This window comes from Streptomonospora halophila, assembly GCF_039542725.1.
GTDB lineage: Bacteria > Actinomycetota > Actinomycetes > Streptosporangiales > Streptosporangiaceae > Streptomonospora > Streptomonospora halophila.
Genome location: NZ_BAABIK010000002.1, coordinates 146,065 through 163,775 on the forward strand (window position 1 = coordinate 146,065; position 17,711 = coordinate 163,775).

The following is a 17,711-nucleotide window of genomic DNA, read 5'->3' on the forward strand; positions in this document are numbered from 1 at the left end:
GCGGCCCCGGCTCCCCCGCCGCCCGCCCGCGCCCGGCCCGCCGCTCAGCGCGCCATGCGCAGGACCCGCTCGATGATCTCCTCGCCCACGCCCGCGGAGAGGATGGACTCCGGGTGGAACTGCACCGCCCACTTGCGCGCGCGGGGGTCCTCGACGGCCATGACCACGGGCTCGGCGCCCTCGCCCTCGACGACGGCGGTGACGGCGAAGCCCTTGACCCGCTCGGGCGTGGTGTACGTGGAGTGGTACCGGGCCGCGTCGAACCCCGTGTCGAGTCCCAGCCCCTCCAGCAGGTCGCCGCCGACGACGCGCACGCGCCCCGGTTTGCCGTGGACGGGCTCGTCCAGGGTCAGCAGATCGCCGCCGGCGTGCTCGACCATGGCCTGCAGTCCCAGGCACACCCCGAAGACGGGCAGGCCGCGCGCGTCCAGCTCGTCCAGCAGCCCGGCGGCGCCGAAGTCGGCGGGCAGCCCCGGTCCCGGCGAGAGCACGACCAGGTCGGGGGCCAGCTCGTCGAGCAGGGCGGGGTCGAAGCCGTGGCGCACGGTGGTGACCTCGGCCTGATGGCGGCGCACGTAGTCGGCGAGGGTGTTGACGAAGGAGTCCTCGTAGTCGACCAGCAGGACGCGCATCCCCGCGCCGGCGGGTTCGGCCGCGGCGGCCGGTTCCGGCCGCTCCTCGGGCTCGGCGGCACCGGCGGCGGCCTCGTCCAGCGCCAGGGTCTCCAGCAGCGCGCGGGCCTTGAGGAAGGTCTCGCGCTCCTCGGCGTCGGGGTCGGAGTCGTAGAGCAGCGTGGCCCCCACGCGCACGGTCGCGACGCCGTCGCGGATGTGGGCGGTGCGCAGCGTCAGGCCGGTGTTCATCGACCCGTCGAAGCCGATGACGCCGACGGCTCCGCCGTACCAGCGGCGCGGGGTGGTCTCGTGCTGCTCGATGAACCGCATCGCCCAGGTCTTGGGCGCGCCGGTGACCGTGACGGCCCACATGTGGGTGAGGAAGGCGTCCAACGCGTCGAACTCGGGGCGCAGCCGCCCCTCGATGTGGTCGACGGTGTGGATGAGCCTGCTGTACATCTCGATCTGGCGGCGGCCGATGACGCGCACGCTGCCGGGCTCGCACACCCGCGACTTGTCGTTGCGGTCGACGTCGGTGCACATCGTCAGCTCCGACTCCTCCTTGGCGGAGGTGAGCAGGGAGCGGATGTTCTCGGCGTCGCCGAGGGCGTCGTCGCCGCGGCGGACGGTCCCGGAGATAGGGCAGGTCTCGACCCGCTGACCCTGCCCCGGCGTGCCGGTGACCCGCACGAACATCTCGGGCGAGGCGCCGACCAGGTACTCGCCGCCGCCGAGGTTGAAGAAGAACTCGTAGGGCGCGGGGTTGCGGGTGCGCAGGTGCTCGTAGAAGCGGGCCGGGGACTCGCAGGAGCCGTAGGTGCGGTGGCCGGGGACGACCTCGAACAGGTCGCCGCGGGCGAAGCGCTTCTTGGCCTCGGCGACGATGCGGGCGTAGCTGCCGGGCTCGGGCTGGGGCGGGACCTCGGCGGTCCGCACGGCGGGCGTGGGCTCGGTGGCGCGCTCCAGGCCGTGGGTGGAGCGCGCCGCCGCGCGGGGGCCGGCGGAGTGGTCGCCCGCGGCCTCGGGCACGGTGAACTCGTAGGTGTAGCGCAGGCAGGTTTCGCGCTTGCGGTCGTGGACGATGACGGCGTCGGGCAGGTGCAGCACGAGGTCGCGGTCGGCGGGGTCGCGGTCCAGGACCGGTTCGACCGGCTCGAACTGGAAGGCCAGGTCGTAGCCGAACGCGCCGTACAGCCCGAGGTGGGGGTCCTCGGCGGCGAAGAACAGGGCGGTCACCGTGCGCAGGACGGAGAACACGCTGGGGCGGCGGCTGCGCTGCTCCTCGGGGAAGAACCCGTCGGGCTCGGGGACCGTGACCTCGATGGACTCCTCGGCCGTGGGGGAGGTGGCGCCGTGCTCGGCGAAGGCCTCGGCGATCAGGGGCAGCAGTACCCGGCCGCGGTCGTTGAGCGCGGTGGCGGTCAGCCGGCGGCCGCGCGCGGCGATCTCCAGGCAGGGGTCGACATAGCCCAGGTGCCAGCGGCTGTACCGGCCGGGGTACTCCATCCCCGAGGACAGCACCCCGCCCCGCCGGTGCTCGACCGAGGTGACCAGGTCGGCGAGGAGGCCGGGGTCGCAGGGGGCGGCGGTGCGTTCGACGGCGATCCCGCCGCCGGTGCGGTAGGAGCTGCGTTCGCCCCCCGGGGCCGCGGCTTGCCGGGGGGTGGCGGTGGCGTCAGGTGTGGTCACGGCCGGTCCTTTGCGCTGGGCTGTTGCGTGGAGCCGCGCCGGACCGGGGCCGGGAAACGCGAAAAGCGGCCGCCGGTACGGGCGGCCGCTGGGCTGAGCTGGGAGATCGCGTACCTGCAAGCGCCGCCTAGGAGCGGCGCCACCACTGTCGGCGGGCGGGTGCGATTCGCATGGGGCAGAGCATAGCGCATCGGAGCGGGTCCGCGAAGCGGGCGGGCGCGAGCGGACGGCGGAGCCGCACACGCGCCGACGCGGTCGGGAGGAGAGAAACCCGGTGCCGCGGGAATGAATCGTCGTCCTGGTACGCTCTACGGATACCTGACAAAGGAAATAGAACGCACTCGCCTCGGCTCAAGGATACCACTGACATGGTAGAGGATCAACACGTTCACCACAGAGGCCTTGACAACGGCCGGGCGGACGCTCTCCGCGCCGAGCAGGAGTACGTCGACCTGCTCTACGCGCGGCTGGACGAGCTGCGCGCCCGGACCTCCCGCGGCCTCTCCGATGCGCTCGCCCGCGGCGGAGGCGGCGGCTACGCCGCCCGGACCGAGCGCGAGGCGCGAGCCGACGAGAACGCCACCCGCCTGGCACGGCTGAGCGCCGTGGAGAACGGCCTGTGCTTCGGCCGCATCGACCTCGCCGGCGGCGCCCCGCAGGCCGCGGAGACCCGCTACATCGGCCGCATCGGCCTGCGCGACGAGGACCACGAGCCGATCCTGATCGACTGGCGCGCGCCGGCCGCGCGCCCCTTCTACGCCGCCGCCCCCGCGTCGCCCGGCGGCCTGGTGCGCCGCCGCCACCTGCACGTGCGCGACCGCGAGGTCGTCGGCCTCGACGACGAGGTGTTCGACCTCGACGGACTCTCCGAAGACGACCGCCGCTCCCTGGTCGGCGAGGCGGCGCTGCTGGCCGCGCTGAGCCGGGGGCGCACCGGGCGCATGGGCGACATCGTCGCCACCATCCAGGCCGAGCAGGACCGCGTCATCCGCGCCGCGCTGCCGGGCGCGCTGGTCGTCCAGGGCGGACCGGGCACCGGCAAGACCGTGGCCGCGCTGCACCGCGCCGCCTACCTGCTCTACACCCACCGCGCCGTCCTGGAGCGGCGCGGCGTGCTCGTCGTCGGCCCCAACCCGACGTTCCTGCGCTACATCGGGCGGGTGCTGCCCTCCCTCGGCGAGACCGACGTGGTCGTGCAGACCGTGGGGCAGCTGCACCCGGGCGTCGCCGCGACGGCCGAGGACGACGACGCGGCCGCCGCCGTCAAGGGGTCGCTGCGCATGGCCGCCGTCCTGGAGGCCGCCGTGGCCGACCGCCAGCGCGTACCGGAGGAGGGCCTGGCGGTACGGGCCGACGGCGTCGACCTGCGGGTGCCCCGCGAGACCTGCGAGCGCCTGCGCGACCGGGCGCGGGGGCTGGGCCTGCCGCACAACCGGGCGCGCAAGCTGTTCGTCAACGAGATGCTGTGGGAGCTGGCCCGCGCGCAGGACGCGTGGCTGGAGGAGTCGCTGCGCGAGGCGGAGGAGCTGCTCGAAGCCGCCGGCGACACCGGCCGCTCCGAGCTGGAGGACCCCGACGCGCGGCTGCGCACCGACGAGGACACGGCCTATGCACGCGAGACGCTGTGGGCCGACGCCGCGGTGCGCGCGGCGCTGGACGGGCTGTGGCCGCTGCTCACCCCCGAGCGCCTCGTCGGCGAACTGCTCAGCGACCCGGGGCTGCTCGCCTCGGCGGCCGCGGGCGCCGCGCACCTGCCCGACGGGCCGGGACCTGCGGAGGAGGAGTGGCGCGCGCTGCTGCGCCCGGCCCACGCGCCGTGGACGACGGGCGACGTCCCGCTGCTGGACGAGGCCGCCGAACTGCTCGGCACCGACGACAGCGAGGAGCGGGCGCACGAGCGCGCGGAGCGGCACAAGCGCGAGGAGTTCGAGCGCTACGCCCAGGGGGTGCTGGAGTACACCGGGCTCTACGAGGCCGGGATGCTGGACGCCGCCGGGCTCGCCGATCGCCAGGAGCGGGGACCTGCGGGGACCACGGCCGAGCGCGCGGCGGCCGACCGCACCTGGGCCTACGGCCACGTGATCGTGGACGAGGCGCAGGAGCTCTCGGAGATGGCCTGGCGCACCGTCATGCGCCGGGTTCCGGCCAAGTCGCTGACGGTGGTGGGCGACCTCGCCCAGACCGGGAGCGCAGCGGGCGCCCGCTCGTGGCAGGACATGCTGGGCCGCTATGTCGGCGTCCGGCTGCACGAGGAGCACCTGCTGGTGAACTACCGGACACCGGCCGAGATCATGGCGGTGGCCGCCGACGTGCTGGCCGAGATCGCCCCCGACCAGCGGGTGCCGGAGTCGGTGCGCGACGGCGGCGCCCCGCCGCGTGCGGTGCGGGTCGCCGCGGAGGGCGAAGCGGCGTCCGGGGCCGGTGCGGAGCCGACCGGCGCCGAGGGGGCGGACGGGATCGCCGAGCGGCTGCCCAGCCTGGTGGCCGAGGAGCTGGAGCAGATCGGCGAGGGCCGGCTGGCCGTCATCACCCCGGCGGCCAGGCACGCCGAGGTGGCGGCCCTGCTGCCGGAGGCGGCCGCCGAGGCCGGCCCGGACGCCCTGGACCACCCGGTCGCGGTGCTCACCCCCACCGGGAGCAAGGGGCTGGAGTTCGACTCCGTGGTCCTCGTCGACCCCTCGGGCATCCTGGCCGCATCGGCGTCGGGAGGACGCGACCTCTACGTCGCCGTCACCCGCGCGACCCGCCGCCTGACCGTCGTCCACGAGGGCGACCTGCCCGGGATGCTCGCCCGCCTGCACACGGGGGACGGCACGGAGACCGCCTCCGCCGCGCGCTGATCGGAAGCGCGGCGGCGGGGGCCGGTTGCCGGCCTGGTCGGAGGGGGGCTCTCTGCGGCACACCGCCGCTCGCCGCCGCCGCTCGCCGCCGCGGTTTGCACCTCGGTGCCGCGGTTAGTCGCGGCGGGTGAGCCGACCGCGCACGGGGGATGCGGTCGGCACGGCAGCACGGGGGGACGCAATGATCAGAAAGCTCCGGGAAATGGGGATCACGGCGGACGTCGCCTATGGGGCCGGTCTGGTCTCCATCGGACTGACGGTCGTGGCTTGGGCCGCTTCGAAGAAGGCCGAGGACAAGGCCCGCGCCGACAGGTGGGGACTGTTCATCGGGGAATGGGCGCCGACGTTCTTCGCGCTCGGGATCGCCCTGCAGTTGGACGAGCACTCCGAGAAGTAGTGGCGGGTCCGGGGCCGCGCTGAGAGGGCCGCCGGACGGGGAGGGCGGGCGCGGCGCCGGAAGCGCGCACGCGCCCGCTCTCCGGGCGGTTTCGGGCGTCCACGGAAAGGCGGTCCGGCACCGGCCTCCTGGCCGCCGGGGCGGCGGGGGCCCGCTGAGAGCGGTCTCCTCGTCTCCGGTCGGCGCAGTGCCGCGAGGTGGAGCAGCGGCGCGGCGCACGGCCGCGGCACCTCCCGAGTCGCGGATGCCCGGGCCGGGACGGCGTCGACCGGTCGTGTACCGCCCTTGCCCGCGGTTGAGCGATGTGTGATCCTGGCAGTACTACGTAGTACGACCTCCCGCCCGCCGACCGGAAACGGACCGCCCGTGCTGCAGTCGTATTCGGCCCTGCTCCGCAAGCCGCACGTCTTCGCGGCGCTGGCGACCAACATAGCGGGCCGGCTCCCCAACGGCATGGCGGTCCTCGCCCTGACGCTGCTGTTCCGCCACGAGGGCGTGGACTTCGGCGTCGTCGGCGCGCTGATCGCCGTCTACGGCGTCGGGACCGCCGTCGGCGGGCCCGTGCTGGGCAGGATCGTCGACTTCCACGGCCAGTCCGCCGTGCTCGTGATCAGCGGCGCCGTCTCCGGCGCCGCCTTCGTCGCACTCGCGCTGGCCCCCGGCGCGCCGCTGGCGGTGACCCTGCCGCTGACTGCCGCCGCCGGCGCCCTGACCCCGCCGCTGGAGTCGTGCCTGCGGTCGGTGTGGCCCACGCTGGTGACCGGCGAGCGGGAGCGCGAAACCGCCTACTCGCTGGACGCCGCACTGCAGGAGGTCATCTTCGTGGCCGCTCCGCTGCTGGTGAGCGCGGTGGCCGCGCTGTTCCTGCCGATGCACGCGGTCCTGGCCACCGCGCTGATCACGGTGGCCGGCGCCGGCGTCTTCGCCGGGCTGCGCCCGGTGCGCCGGTGGCGGCCGGTGCCGCGCAAGGCCAACTGGCTGGGTCCGCTGATGGAGCCGCAGGTACGCCGCGTCCTGGTGTGCTTCGTGTTCGTCGGCGCCGCGCTGGGGGCGCTGGCGGTCGGCGCCGTGGCCTACTCCGAGGAGGCGGGCAGCCGCGACGTCTCCGGGCTGCTGCTCAGCGCCAACGGGTTCGGGGCTCTCGTGGGCGGGCTGGCCTATGGGGCGCTCCGCGTTCCGCTGCCTCCCGCCCGCCGGTTCCGCGTCCTGCTGGGCGGGCTCGCGCTGTGCTACCTGCCGCTGCTGCTGATGCCGGGCCCCGCGCTGATGGCGGTCCTGGCGGCGCTGGCCGGGCTCTTCCTCGCGCCCGCCCTGGCGTGCACGTTCCTGCTGCTGGGCCGCCTGGCGCCGCAGGGCACCACGACCGAGGCGTTCTCCTGGTTGATCTCGGTGTTCATGTGCGGCAGCGCGCTGGGCACCGCGCTGGCCGGGCTGGCGGCGGACGAAGCGGGGGCGCTCGGGGTCTTCGCCGTGACCGGTGCGGTGACGGCGGCCGCCGCCCTGCTGTCGCTGCGCGTCGGTGGCGGGCGTGCGGCGGTGGAGGCGCCGGAGGAGGCGGCCGCGGCGTGAAGGGTCAGCCTCCTGCCGCCGGGGGCGCCGTCGAGCCGCGGACGAGCAGCCGTGCGGGCAGCCGCACGCACTCGGTCCCGGTCTCCGCGGACCCGCTGCGCGCGCCCGCGGCCTGCCCCGCTCGGGCCCGGGGCCCGTCGCCCCGTTCGGCTCCCCGCTCCAGCCGCGCGATGAGCCGGCGCATCCCCGTCGCGCCCAGCTCCTCGCCGGGCAGGTGGAGGGTGGTCAGCTCCGGCGTGACAGCGGTCGCGAGGTCGACGTCGTCCATGCCGGTGACCGAGAGGTCGGCGGGCACCGCGAGGCCCGCGTCCGCGGCCGCCTTGTAGACGCCGACCGACAGCACGTCGTCGTCGCAGACCACCGCGGTGAACCCGGGACGCCCGCCGGGGCCCGCGTGCTCCGCCAGCAGCGCCGACGCCGCCTCGCGCGCGGAGCCGGTGTCCAGCGCGCAGGAGGCGTGCACGCGGGTCATGCCGTGGCGCTCACAGGCCGCGTCGACCGCCTCGGTCCGCTCGCGGAAGGTGGCGGTGCGCACGTCCGAGCGCAGGTGGGCGATGCGGCGGTGGCCGAGCCGGTGCAGATGGCCGACCAGCTCGGTCAGCACCGGCGCGATGTCGAAGCGGACGGATCCCTGGCCCTGGGGCGGCTCGGCGTCCAGCACGACCGCGGGCACGGGGTCCTCCAGCGGCCGCCCGCCGTCCTCCAGCGAGCAGGCGAGCACCGCGTCGATCTGCTGTCCGGCCACGTCGGCGGCGACCGAGTCGAGGTCGCGCTGCACGGACAGCACCACCTGGAACCCGGCCTCGCGGGCGACGGCGCGCGCGCCGGTGAACACCCGCGCGAAGAACGGGTTCACGATGTCGGGCACGGCGATGAGCACCATGCGCGGGCCGCCGACCCGCAGCCGCCGGGCGTCGGCGTTGGGGCGAAACCCCAGCTCCCGCGCGGCGTCGAGCACGGTGCGCCGGGTGCGCTCGCCGACCCGCCCGCTGGAGGCACCGCGGAACACCAGCGAGACGGTCGACTGCGAAACCCCGGCCAGCCGAGCGACGTCGTGGCTGGTGGGCGCTCTGCCGTTGCTCACACCGACAGCCTAGCCCCGGCTGTGCCCCGCGTGCGGGCGCGGCAAGGCGCGTCCGCACGCGGTGGCGGCGCCCCGCACCGCGGCTTGTCGCCGGGCCCGGCGCGGCCTACTCCGGCTGCATGCCCTCGGGCGGGCCGATGGTGCCGGCCTCGGGGCCGAACCGCTCGGTGTAGGCGTCCATCAGCTCGCGGAAGCGGCCGGCGACCTGCGGGGGCTCGCCCTCCAGGTGGCTCGCGAGGGCGTCCAGGCAGACGTGCCAGCCCGTGGTGTCGCGGGCGGCCTTGCCCAGTTCGTCGAAGGTGTCGGAGAAGACCAGCTCGGTGCCCGCACCGTCGGGGCGCAGCTCGAATCGGAGCAGGTCGCCCGCCCAGTCGAACTCCAGCAGCCGGGGCGGGTCGTAGACGATCATCCGTCCCGGCATCGGCTCGTCGACGCCCTCGAAGTGGAACAGCAGCTCGGCGCCCGCCTCGCGCGGGCCCTCGACGCGGCTGGGAAACCAGGCCGCCAGATGTTCGGGCTCGGTGATGGCCCGCCACACCTTCTCCGGCGGGTGCGGCAGGCGGCGCACCAGGCGCACGGTCCACCGCTCCCCCGCCTGAGCGAGGCGCCCGTACGCCTCCTCGGCCTCCGGGCGCGGATCCGCGCCCGGCCCTCGTTCCGTTCCGCCCGTTGCGCCCGTTGCGCCCGCTGTCCGCGGGTCGCGCGGGTCGTCGCCTGCGTGCACGTCGGCACCCCCTGTCGGCCCGCTTCAACCGCCTTCGGGCGGCCGCTCGGGCCCGTCGTCACGGTCCTCGTCCATGGTCGCGAGATGGCGTTCGAGGTCGCCGAGCCGCGACTCCCACAGCATCCGGTAGGGCTCCAGCCACGCGTCCAGCTCGCGCAGCGGTTCGGTGCGCAGCCGGTAGAGGCGGCGCTGCGCCTCGGAGCGCGACTCGACCAGGCCCGCCTCGCGCAGCGTGCGCAGATGCTTGGAGACCGTGGGCTGACTGACCCCCAACCGGTCGACGAGATCCCCGACCGGCCGCTCGCCGCGGCGCAGCACGTCGAGTATCCGGCGCCGGTTGGGTTCGCTCAGGACCTCGAACACCCTCTCCATGGGGCTCAATATGCACCTACAGCAATATTGATGTCAAGGCATACACGGGGCGGGTTCCGCGCCGCCGGGAATCGGGCGGACGCGGCGTCCGGATCACCCGCCGACGCCGCTCTCCCGGGCCGCCGGGCCGTACCCGGTGATCGCGCCGACGACCGCGGAGGTCAGGTCGTCGACGACGGTGTCCGGCGCGACCTCCGGGTGCTCCAGCCACCACTCCCCCGCCGCCTGCACCATGCCCACCACCGCATGGGCGGTGATCTGGGCGCGCACCGGGTCGGCCACGCGCAGGTCGTCGCGGAGCACGCCGGCCAGCTCCTCGCCCAGGCGGCGCACCATCATGCCGAGGTCGCCGCGCGTACGCGGGTCCTCGGAGGTGGCGCGGTCCATCAGGAACCGGTAGAGGTTGAGGTTGCCGCGGATCATCCCCAGGTAGGCGCCCACGGTCGCGCGGGCGCGCACGCGCAGCGAGGACCCGCCGTGCAGCTCACCGCGGACGCGTTCCATCAGGGGGTCGACGTGCCGCCGGGCGAGGGCGCGGAAGAGGCCGCTCTTGTCGCCGAAGTGGCGGTAGAGGATCGGCTTGCTGATGCCCGCCTCGGCGGCGATGGCCGACATCGAGGCGTCGGGGCCGTCGCGCTGGATGACGCGGTCGGCGGCGTCGAGGATGGCGCGACGGCGCTCGGGGCTGCGCCGGCGGCCTGCGGCTGCGGTCTGCGGTGCGGGATGGGAAGCCACCCGTCAGACGTTAGCGCCCGGCGCCCGTCCGCGCAGGAGGGGCCCGGGCGTCGGCCCCGCGCAGGGGGGCGGGCGCGGTCGGCGCTTCGGGAGGTGCCCGGCGCGCCCGGTGCGGCCGCCGGCCGGTCAATCCTTGCGGGCGAGGCCCGCCATCATGATCCGCAGGTGCGGCTCCAGCTCCCCGACCTCGGGGACCTCGCGGTCCGGGTCCTCGGGGAACCAGCGCGAATGGAAGTCCAGCCGGACTCGACCAGCGGGTAGCCGACGAAGTGCCGGCGGATCTCCTCGGGGGTGCGGATCCAGCCGTTGCCCAGGGTCGCCGGCCCGGCGCGCTCGATCGCCTTCTGCACCTCCTCGCCGGTGTCGGCGAAGTCGGTGATGAACAGGCAACTGCCCGAGGGCACGGCGTCCATCAGCTCGGCGACCTTGCCATGGCACCCGTCCGACGTTCAGGGGCGTGCCGCACGCCGGGCAGGGCGAGCGCCTCTCGCAGCGGCGGCGGTCGGTCCGCCTCGGTGCGGCGGACGGGCTCCTCGGTCACCGGGGCCTTTCTCGGGTCGCCTCCGCTCGGCTCGGCCGACGCCCTCCGGAACGCACGGCGACCGCTCCCGGGCGGGCGGCGGCCGTGCGTGACGGCGGTGCGGACCGGCGCGGGCGCCCTCCTTCCGGGGCCGGCCGCGTCGGCGCGGCCGGCCGCGGCTCCCGCTCCGGCGCGCCGACCGGGCGGCGGCCGCCGGGGGGCGCTAGGTGGCGTCCTCCTCCCAGGTCTCGATCGACTGCCGGTGCCGGAACACGTTGTGCGGGTCCCAGCGCGCCTTCACCTTGCGCAGCGCGGGGTAGGCGTCCTTGTAGTACAGCTGCGCCCACGTCTGCCAGGAGTCGTTCCACTCGTCGTCGCCGAGGTCGGCGTCGGGGTAGTTGATGTAGCAGCCGTCGGTGACGGCGTCGTCGCCGCCGATCTCGGGAACCCCGTTCGTCGCGGCGAAGGTCGCGGCGTAGGTGTCGCGGATCCACCGGATATGGGTGGGCTCTTCGGGGTCTCCGGTGGTCCAGTACACCTGGTACTGCATCTTCATGATCGAGTCGCGCTGCGCGACGGCGGTGGCGGCGGGCCCGACCTCGTTGATCCGGCCGCCGTAGCTGTCGATCTGGATCACCGCCCGGGGGTTGCGGTACTTCGTGTAGTGGCCGTTGCCCAGGTAGTCCCACATGGCGTCGATCTGCTCGGCGGTGAACGGCTTGCGGATGCAGGCGGACTTGTACTTGCCGCGGCTGTTCTCGCCCGAGGAGTTCAGCGCCTGGGTCGCGGTGAGCCAGGGCATCACCCGCGGGATCTTGGCCCCCTTGACGGCCGGGTGGTCGCCGGTTCCGCTCTCCTGCCCGCTCGACTCGGGTCCGATCGCGCCGTCGACCGCCGCCAGGAACTCGTCCATGGCGAGCTTTCCGGGGTCGTTGTTGTCGGGGCTCTCGCAGTCGACCTGGGCGGTCAGCAGGATCTCGCCGTTGCTGCGGTGGTTGAGCTTGAGCAGCGCGAACAGCCGGCCGCTGTGGGTCGAGGGGTCCTGGTTGTCCCGGAAGTACGTGCCGTAGGCGGTGAGCAGCTTGTGGAACTCCTGCTGGTCGAAGTCCTCCCACTTCCAGGCGCGGCCGCACAGCCGGACGAACGCCGGCGGTTCGGGCAGGTCGCGGAACCAGAGCTTGGTGAGGACCCCGAAGTTCCCGCCGCCGCCCCCGGTGTGCGCCCACAGCAGCCTGCGGTGGTCCTCGTCGTTGTCGTCGGCGGTGGCGCGCACCCGCCGGGCCATCCGGTCCTTGTCAGCCACGACGACCTCGACGCCGTAGAGGTAGTCGACGGTGAGCCCGTGGTGCCGCGACAGCAGGCCGAAGCCGCCGCCGGGCACGTGCCCGCCGATCCCGACCGAATAGCAGGAGCCGCCGGGCAGGGTCACCCCGGCGGCGGGATAGAGGTGGCTGTAGGCGTGCCAGTTGGTGGCCCCGGCCTCCACGCAGTACGCCTCGACGTCCTCGTCCCAGTACACGTCGTGCATCGGGCTGGTGTCGAAGATCACCCGGACGTCGTCGCCGCACACGAAGTCCTCGTAGCAGTGCCCACCGGAGCGGACCGTGATGCGGCCGGACTCGTCCTTGCGTTCGTCCAGCGCCTGCTGGAGCGCCTTGACGGCGTCGTCGGCGGAGTAGACCATCCGCACGTAGTCGGGCTTGGCGATCCACCGCTGGTTGAACCCGCGGCTGAGGGCGGGGAAACGGGGGTCGTCGGGCCGGATGGTCTCACTGGGCGATTCGGGGGTCGCGCCGTCCATGGTCGTATCACCTAGCGTGAGGGGAACATTACGCGACGGGTATCCCCTTTCCACCACCAGCGGAAAATGCCGGAGGCCGCTTCCGCCGAGATTCGTCCCGAAAGCGGATGACCGCAAACCGGGGAAGCGTGGCACGGGGGCGCCGCGGCGGGCCGCCGGGCTCCGTACGCTGCCGGGCCGGTTACGCTCCGGGTGCTGCCGCGGCGACCGCCGAACGGACCTCAGGGCTCGGGGGCGCAGGCCGCGGCAGACGGCGCTCGATGCCGGACCGGCCCTCGTCCGTCCAGCGGCTCCGCCGCCACCGGACCGACGCGCGCCGACCCGCGAGGGGACGGCGGAGCGGCCGGAGCGCGCCGCCGCGGCCGGCGCCGGGCACCGGTCACCGGATGCACCGGCGGTCCGGGCCGCACCGGCTGAGAACCGCGATCAGGACCGGCCGTAACCTGCGCTCCCTCGACGTGTGCACCGGGGTCGGGACGCGCCGGGCTCCGGCGTGCGGACGGCGGACTCCGCGCGGGCACCCCGCACCGGTGCGCCGCGGACCGGCCGTCCGCCGCAGCAGTGCGGCGGCGGACGTATGCTGGCCGCCGGCTCCGCAGGGCCGCACGCGGCGGAGCGGGAGGCGGAGCGCGAGTCGCCGGCGCCGGACATGCGGGCCCCGCGCAGTGCTCGGTCGTCGAGGCCACGGAGAGGACGGCCCGTGTTCACCATGCGCCCCGCCACCGCAGCAGACGTCCCCGGTGTGGCGGCGATGCTCCGCGCGCGCTGCGACTGGATGGAGGAGCGCGGCATCCCGTCATGGCGCGGTAGCGTCGACGACCTCGCCGGCCAGGCCGCCAACGGCGCCATGTGGGTGCTCGGCGACGGCGGCGGGCGCACTGTGGGATGCACGACGGTCCTGCCCCGGGCGCCCGCGACGGACTGGACCCCCGACGAGGTGGCGGAGCCCTCGCTGTACCTGTTCACCACCGCGACCGACCCCGCGTACCGGGAGCACCGCCCCGGGACCCTGATCGCGCTGTGGGCGGTCGACCGGGCGGCGCGCCACGGCCGCTCCTGGGTCAGGCGCGGGTGCTACGACCCCGCACTGGCGCGGTACTACCAGCAGCAGGGCTTCACGCTGGTGCGGGAACGGCCGCGCGAGGGCCTCCGTCTGTACCTGCTGGCGCGCCGCGCGGAACACCTGGATCTCGGCGTGCTGGGGCCGGCGCGGGACTCCGCGGCGCTCCGGGACCGCTGAACGACTGCGCTACCCGTGCCGCGGCGACCGGCGAGGTACCGCCTGTGGCGCCCGGCCGCCGGCCCCTGCCGCCCGGCGGCCGCCGGAGCACCGGGACCAACGCGACGGCACGTCGGCGGGCGCGCCGCCGAGGCGGGCGCGCCCGCCGGGCACCGGGATAGCAGGAGCGGGGCGGGCTTGCGGACGGCCCGCCCACGGCGCGGGGCGCGGGGCGCGGCGGACCGGGCCGGCGGCTCGGCGGGTCGTGTGCGGTCAGCTCAGGCCGAGCGCAGGGGCGAGCTCGCGCAGCGCCGGCAGCGGGTCGGCGGAGGGGTCGCCGCCGACGACCTGGACGAGCACGTGGTCGGCCCCCGCGTCCAGATGCCGCTTCACCTGCGCGGCGACCGCGTCGGCGCCGCCCATGGCGACCATGCCCTCGGCCAGCTTCTCCGAGCCGCCGACGACCAGGTCGGACTCCGCGAAGCCTTGGCGCAGCCAGGAGTTGCGGTAGTTCGGCAGCCGCGAGTAGATGTGCAGGTGCTGGTGCGCGCGCTCCAGGCCCGTCCGCCGGTCGGTGGTGAGCGCGACGGCCTGCTCGCTGACCAGCCACTTGTCGGGACCGAGCAGTTCGCGGGTGCGCGCGGTGTGCTCGGGCGTCACCAGGTAGGGGTGCGCCCCGTCGGCGGCGGCGGCCGACAGCTCGATCATCTTCGGGCCCAGCGCGGCCAGCAGCCGGGCCGGACGCTGCCCGCCCGGTTCGACCTCCGGCGGGACCGCGTCCATGGTCGCCAGGTAGTCCCGCATGGTGCTCAGCGGCTTGGAGTAGGAGCCGGCGTAGCTGTACTCGACCAGCGGAGCGTGGCTGACGCCGAGCCCGAGCACGAACCGGCCCGGGTGCAGGGCCCCGAGCGTGCGGGCGCCCGCTTCGCCGGCCGGGGCGCTGCGGGCGTGGATGTTGGCGATGCCGGTGCCGACCACGAGACGATCGGTACCGCCCAGCAGCGCGGCGGCCTGCGTGAACGCCTCCTTGCCTCCGGCTTCGCCGTAGAACAGGGAGGCGTAACCGAGCTGCTCGATCTCTCGGGCGCGGGAGAGCACCTCGTTGACCGGCCACCGGTCGCTGCTCCACCAGACGCCGACACGAGACCTGAAGTCGATTCCGCCCATGCGCCGAGACTACGCCCCGTTCGGCTTCTTCGTGACAGTCGTCGACGGGCTCGTCAGGCGAGGACTCGACGGGTTCGCCCGCAACGGCAGGGGACTCACCGGCCCGTGGCGCGGGGAGTCCGACGCGAACGGCAACCCTGTGTCGAAGCGCGCCATCTGCGCCGGGGTGATCGGGTGCCGGTACCCGCCCTGCGCCGACCGATCATCGGGGCGGCCGCCTACGCCTGGTGGACACAGGCCGGCCGCCCGGACCACTCCCGCTTCGGTCTGACCGTCTCGCCGATCGGCCAGGAACTGTGGCTGGACTCCCCAGAGACAGTCCTCCAAAGTCCGGCGCCCCAGCGAGATCAGGATCGCGGCGCGTGGGACCGCGCCGTCCTGGACCGCGGCCCGCTTACGCCTCCCGATCGCCTTTGATGCGCACGATTGCGGCCCCGCAGCGCCGGCCGCGGGGCAGCAGTCCGATGTTTTCACCAGGCGTACGAACCGAACAACCATTCGCTTTCGGAACCGTGACCCGGTTAAACGTCACCGCACCGGGAGGCCGGTGACGGCTCGGCCGATGATCAGGCGCTGGATCTCGCTGGCGCCCTCGAAGATGGTGAAGATGGTGGCGTCGCGGTGCCAGCGCTCGACCGGGTATTCGCGGGTGTAGCCGTTGCCGCCGAGGATGCGGATGGCGTTCTGGGTGACCCAGGTGGCGGTCTCGCTGGCGAAGAGCTTGCTCATGGAGCCCTCGGCCTGGGCGAAGTCCTTGTCGTTGCGGGCCATCCAGGCGGCGCGCCAGACCAGCAGGCGGGCGGCGTCGATGCGGGTGGCCATGTCGGCGAGGGTGAAGGCCACGGACTGGTTCTCGGCGAGGGGCTTGCCGAACTGCTCGCGCTGCACGGCGTAGTCGCGGGCGTACTCGTAGGCGGCGCGGGCGCAGCCCACGGCCATGGCGCCGACGCTGGGGCGCGAGGCCTCGAACGTCTTCATCGCGGCCTGCCCCTTGGAGCGGCGGCCCTCGCGGGCGCGGGCCAGGCGCTCGTCCAGGCGCTCCTTGCCGCCCAGCAGGCAGCGGCCGGGCACGCGGACGCCGTCGAGGACGACCTCGGCGGTGTGGGAGGCGCGGATGCCGTGCTTGGAGAACTTCTGGCCCTGGTGCAGGCCGGGGGTGCCGGGCGGGACGACGAAGCTGGCCTGGCCGCGCGAGCCCAGCTCGGGATCGACGGAGGCGACCACGACGTGCACGTCGGCGATGCCCCCGTTGGTGGCCCAGGTCTTGGTGCCGTGGAGCACCCACTCGTCGGTGGCCTCCTCGTAGGTCGCGCGGGTGCGGATGGCGCTGACGTCGCTGCCGGCGTCGGGCTCGGAGGAGCAGAACGCGCCGAGCTTGATGTCGTCGGCGGTGCCGAACATCTGCGGCACCCACTCGAAGAGCTGCTCCTGGCTGCCGTTGCCGGCCACGGCGACGGCGGCCAGCGCGGTGCCGGTGATCGACAGCGCGATGCCGGGGTCGCCCCAGTACAGCTCCTCGAAGGCGACGGGGATGCCGACGCCGCTGGGCTCCAGCCACTGGTTGGCGAAGAAGTCCAGCGAGTACAGCCCGATCTTGGCCGCCTCCTGCAGGACCGGCCAGGGGGTCTCCTCGCGCTCGTCCCACTCGGCCCCCGCCGGGCGGATGACGTCGCGGGCGAAGCCGTGCGCCCAGTCGCGGACGTCGCGGACGTCCTCGTCGAGTTCGAGGCTGAACCCGGTGGCGGGGCTGTCGGCGGTCTCGCTCATCTGCACTCGTCCTAATTCGTCGGGATACTGCTGCTGGACCCCGGCGGCCGGGCGGGGGCGGCGGGGGTGGGGAGGCCGCCGCCCGGCCGGACCCGGCGCCGGGTCGACCAGGCGAGTGTTACCAACGGTAACATGGGCGGTCGCAGCCCGAAAGCACCCCCCGGCGCCGCCGCGCCGTCCCGCCGATCGTCCGCCGACCCGCCTTCGCCGACCCTCGCGCCGTCCCGCCGGCCAGCGACGCCGGCGCGGCCCTCATCCGGCGGTGGCACCCGCGCCCTCGACAGCGGCACCCGCGGCCGCGGCGCCCTGCGCGGGGTCGTCCGCCCACTCGGCGCGCAGCCGCGACGGCGTGCAGCCGGCCAGGTCCGCGCACTCGCGGCTGAAGTGGGCCTGGTCGTAGTAGCCGCAGTCGGCCGCGACCTCGGCGAAGGAGACGGGCCCGGGAACGCGCAGGCGCGCGAGCGCGGCCCGGAAGCGCAGAATGCGTGCCATGGTCTTGGGCGGCAGCCCGACCTGCTCGCCGAACCCGGCGGCGAGCAGGCGGCGGCTGCGGCCGGTGTCGCGGCACAGCTGCCCCACGCCGGCCCGGCCGCGGCTGGCCGCCAGCACCGACCACGCCCGGGCGATGTCGGGGTGCGGCAGCGCGGCCGTGTCCAGGCGCCCCAGCAGCGCGGCGTCGAGGAGGGCGAAGCGCTCGCTCCACGCGGGCGCCTCGGCGATGCGCTCGACCAGACCGCCGGCGCCCGGGCCCAGCGCGTCGGCCAGGTCGACGACCTCGCGGGCGTAGACGCGGGCGGGCGCGCCCAGCAGCGCGTAGGCGCCCAGCGGGGACAGGTTGAGCTCGATGCCGCTCTGGGCGCCCGCGTCGGCGGTGAACGCGGCGGTGTCGTGCACCCCGGCCACGAACCCCGTGGCCTCGCGCGCCCGGTGGCAGGCGCCGGGCCCGCGCGAGACCCAGCCGACGTCGAACGAAGCACCCAGGTTGAGCACCACCGTGACCACGCCCATCGGCGGCTCGCGCCGCCACACCGGGCGCCCGGCGTCGTAGCGGTAGCCCCAGTAGGCCTGGAGCAGCGGCGCCAGGGCGGGGTGCGGCCGAGCCGCGGTGAACTCCAGCGCGGGTTGCACACCCGCGCCGGCGCTGTGGGCCATCGCCGCTCCCCTCCCCGGGACCGCCTCGGACCGTGCCGGGGGCTGTCGCGGCGGCCCCCGC

The 17,711-nt window shown here is 75.0% G+C and carries 14 protein-coding genes; 4 read left to right on the forward strand and 10 right to left on the reverse strand.

Annotated features, from left to right (window positions below; genetic code table 11):
* Positions 1–44: 44 nt before the first annotated feature.
* The gene (locus ABEA15_RS02870; protein ID WP_345555359.1) at positions 45–2,303 is read right to left on the reverse strand and encodes an anthranilate synthase component I; all 2,259 of its coding nucleotides are present in this window, start codon (positions 2,301–2,303) and stop codon (positions 45–47) included.
* 368 nt (positions 2,304–2,671) lie between these two features.
* Between ABEA15_RS02870 and ABEA15_RS02875 the strand changes: the two genes are divergently transcribed.
* The 3 genes from ABEA15_RS02875 to ABEA15_RS02885 all read left to right on the forward strand — a co-directional run bounded on the left by ABEA15_RS02875 (position 2,672) and on the right by ABEA15_RS02885 (position 7,109).
* Positions 2,672–5,143, forward strand: coding sequence for a HelD family protein (locus tag ABEA15_RS02875; protein ID WP_345555360.1), 2,472 nt, complete (start codon positions 2,672–2,674; stop codon positions 5,141–5,143).
* 181 nt (positions 5,144–5,324) lie between these two features.
* A complete protein-coding gene (locus ABEA15_RS02880; protein ID WP_344145034.1) occupies positions 5,325–5,540 on the forward strand; it encodes a hypothetical protein in 216 nt (71 codons plus the stop codon).
* 366 nt (positions 5,541–5,906) lie between these two features.
* Positions 5,907–7,109 carry an MFS transporter gene (locus ABEA15_RS02885; RefSeq protein ID WP_345555361.1) on the forward strand — a complete coding sequence of 401 codons (1,203 nt, stop codon included), beginning with the start codon at positions 5,907–5,909 and terminating at the stop codon, positions 7,107–7,109.
* A gap of 4 nt (positions 7,110–7,113) precedes the next feature.
* Here ABEA15_RS02885 and ABEA15_RS02890 read toward each other — a convergent pair whose 3' ends face one another.
* The 6 genes from ABEA15_RS02890 to ABEA15_RS02915 form a co-directional block, all read right to left on the reverse strand.
* Positions 7,114–8,193 (reverse strand): LacI family DNA-binding transcriptional regulator, encoded by a 1,080-nt coding sequence (locus tag ABEA15_RS02890; protein WP_345555362.1) that lies wholly within the window; start codon positions 8,191–8,193, stop codon positions 7,114–7,116.
* A 106-nt stretch (positions 8,194–8,299) separates the two neighbouring features.
* The gene (locus tag ABEA15_RS02895; protein ID WP_344145040.1) at positions 8,300–8,770 is read right to left on the reverse strand and encodes an SRPBCC family protein; all 471 of its coding nucleotides are present in this window, start codon (positions 8,768–8,770) and stop codon (positions 8,300–8,302) included.
* Positions 8,771–8,941: 171 nt separating this feature from the next.
* Entirely contained in the window at positions 8,942–9,289 is a 348-nt protein-coding gene (locus ABEA15_RS02900; protein ID WP_345555363.1) for an ArsR/SmtB family transcription factor, read from the reverse strand.
* Positions 9,290–9,382: 93 nt separating this feature from the next.
* Positions 9,383–10,024, reverse strand: a complete 642-nt coding sequence (locus ABEA15_RS02905) for a TetR/AcrR family transcriptional regulator (protein ID WP_345555364.1) — start codon at positions 10,022–10,024, stop codon at positions 9,383–9,385.
* 152 nt (positions 10,025–10,176) lie between these two features.
* Complete coding sequence (locus ABEA15_RS02910) at positions 10,177–10,437, reverse strand: class I SAM-dependent methyltransferase (RefSeq protein WP_345555365.1); 261 nt, start codon at positions 10,435–10,437, stop codon at positions 10,177–10,179.
* 330 nt (positions 10,438–10,767) lie between these two features.
* Complete coding sequence (locus ABEA15_RS02915) at positions 10,768–12,345, reverse strand: FAD-binding oxidoreductase (protein WP_345555366.1); 1,578 nt, start codon at positions 12,343–12,345, stop codon at positions 10,768–10,770.
* Positions 12,346–13,045: 700 nt separating this feature from the next.
* Between ABEA15_RS02915 and ABEA15_RS02920 the strand changes: the two genes are divergently transcribed.
* Complete coding sequence (locus ABEA15_RS02920) at positions 13,046–13,585, forward strand: GNAT family N-acetyltransferase (RefSeq protein WP_345555367.1); 540 nt, start codon at positions 13,046–13,048, stop codon at positions 13,583–13,585.
* 252 nt (positions 13,586–13,837) lie between these two features.
* On the opposite strand, the gene ABEA15_RS02925 is transcribed toward ABEA15_RS02920, so the two are convergent.
* The 3 genes from ABEA15_RS02925 to ABEA15_RS02935 form a co-directional block, all read right to left on the reverse strand.
* Positions 13,838–14,731: an LLM class F420-dependent oxidoreductase gene (locus ABEA15_RS02925; RefSeq protein ID WP_345555368.1), complete on the reverse strand. Its 894-nt coding sequence runs from the start codon at positions 14,729–14,731 to the stop codon at positions 13,838–13,840.
* Positions 14,732–15,259: 528 nt separating this feature from the next.
* Positions 15,260–16,498 (reverse strand): acyl-CoA dehydrogenase family protein, encoded by a 1,239-nt coding sequence (locus ABEA15_RS02930; protein ID WP_344145054.1) that lies wholly within the window; start codon positions 16,496–16,498, stop codon positions 15,260–15,262.
* A gap of 252 nt (positions 16,499–16,750) precedes the next feature.
* A complete protein-coding gene (locus ABEA15_RS02935) occupies positions 16,751–17,650 on the reverse strand; it encodes a helix-turn-helix domain-containing protein (RefSeq protein ID WP_345555369.1) in 900 nt (299 codons plus the stop codon).
* Between the last annotated feature and the right edge of the window lie 61 nt (positions 17,651–17,711).

Excerpts from the sequence above, each read along its gene's own strand:
- ABEA15_RS02875 (WP_345555360.1), top strand. The coding sequence starts at position 2,672 with ATGGTAGAGGATCAACACGTTCACCACAGAGGCCTTGACAACGGCCGG.
- ABEA15_RS02880 (WP_344145034.1), top strand. The coding sequence starts at position 5,325 with ATGATCAGAAAGCTCCGGGAAATGGGGATCACGGCGGACGTCGCCTAT.
- ABEA15_RS02900 (WP_345555363.1), bottom strand. The coding sequence starts at position 9,289 with ATGGAGAGGGTGTTCGAGGTCCTGAGCGAACCCAACCGGCGCCGGATA.
- ABEA15_RS02910 (WP_345555365.1), bottom strand. The coding sequence starts at position 10,437 with ATGGACGCCGTGCCCTCGGGCAGTTGCCTGTTCATCACCGACTTCGCC.
- ABEA15_RS02915 (WP_345555366.1), bottom strand. The coding sequence starts at position 12,345 with ATGGACGGCGCGACCCCCGAATCGCCCAGTGAGACCATCCGGCCCGAC.
- ABEA15_RS02925 (WP_345555368.1), bottom strand. The coding sequence starts at position 14,731 with ATGGGCGGAATCGACTTCAGGTCTCGTGTCGGCGTCTGGTGGAGCAGC.
- ABEA15_RS02930 (WP_344145054.1), bottom strand. The coding sequence starts at position 16,498 with ATGAGCGAGACCGCCGACAGCCCCGCCACCGGGTTCAGCCTCGAACTC.
- ABEA15_RS02935 (WP_345555369.1), bottom strand. The coding sequence starts at position 17,650 with ATGGCCCACAGCGCCGGCGCGGGTGTGCAACCCGCGCTGGAGTTCACC.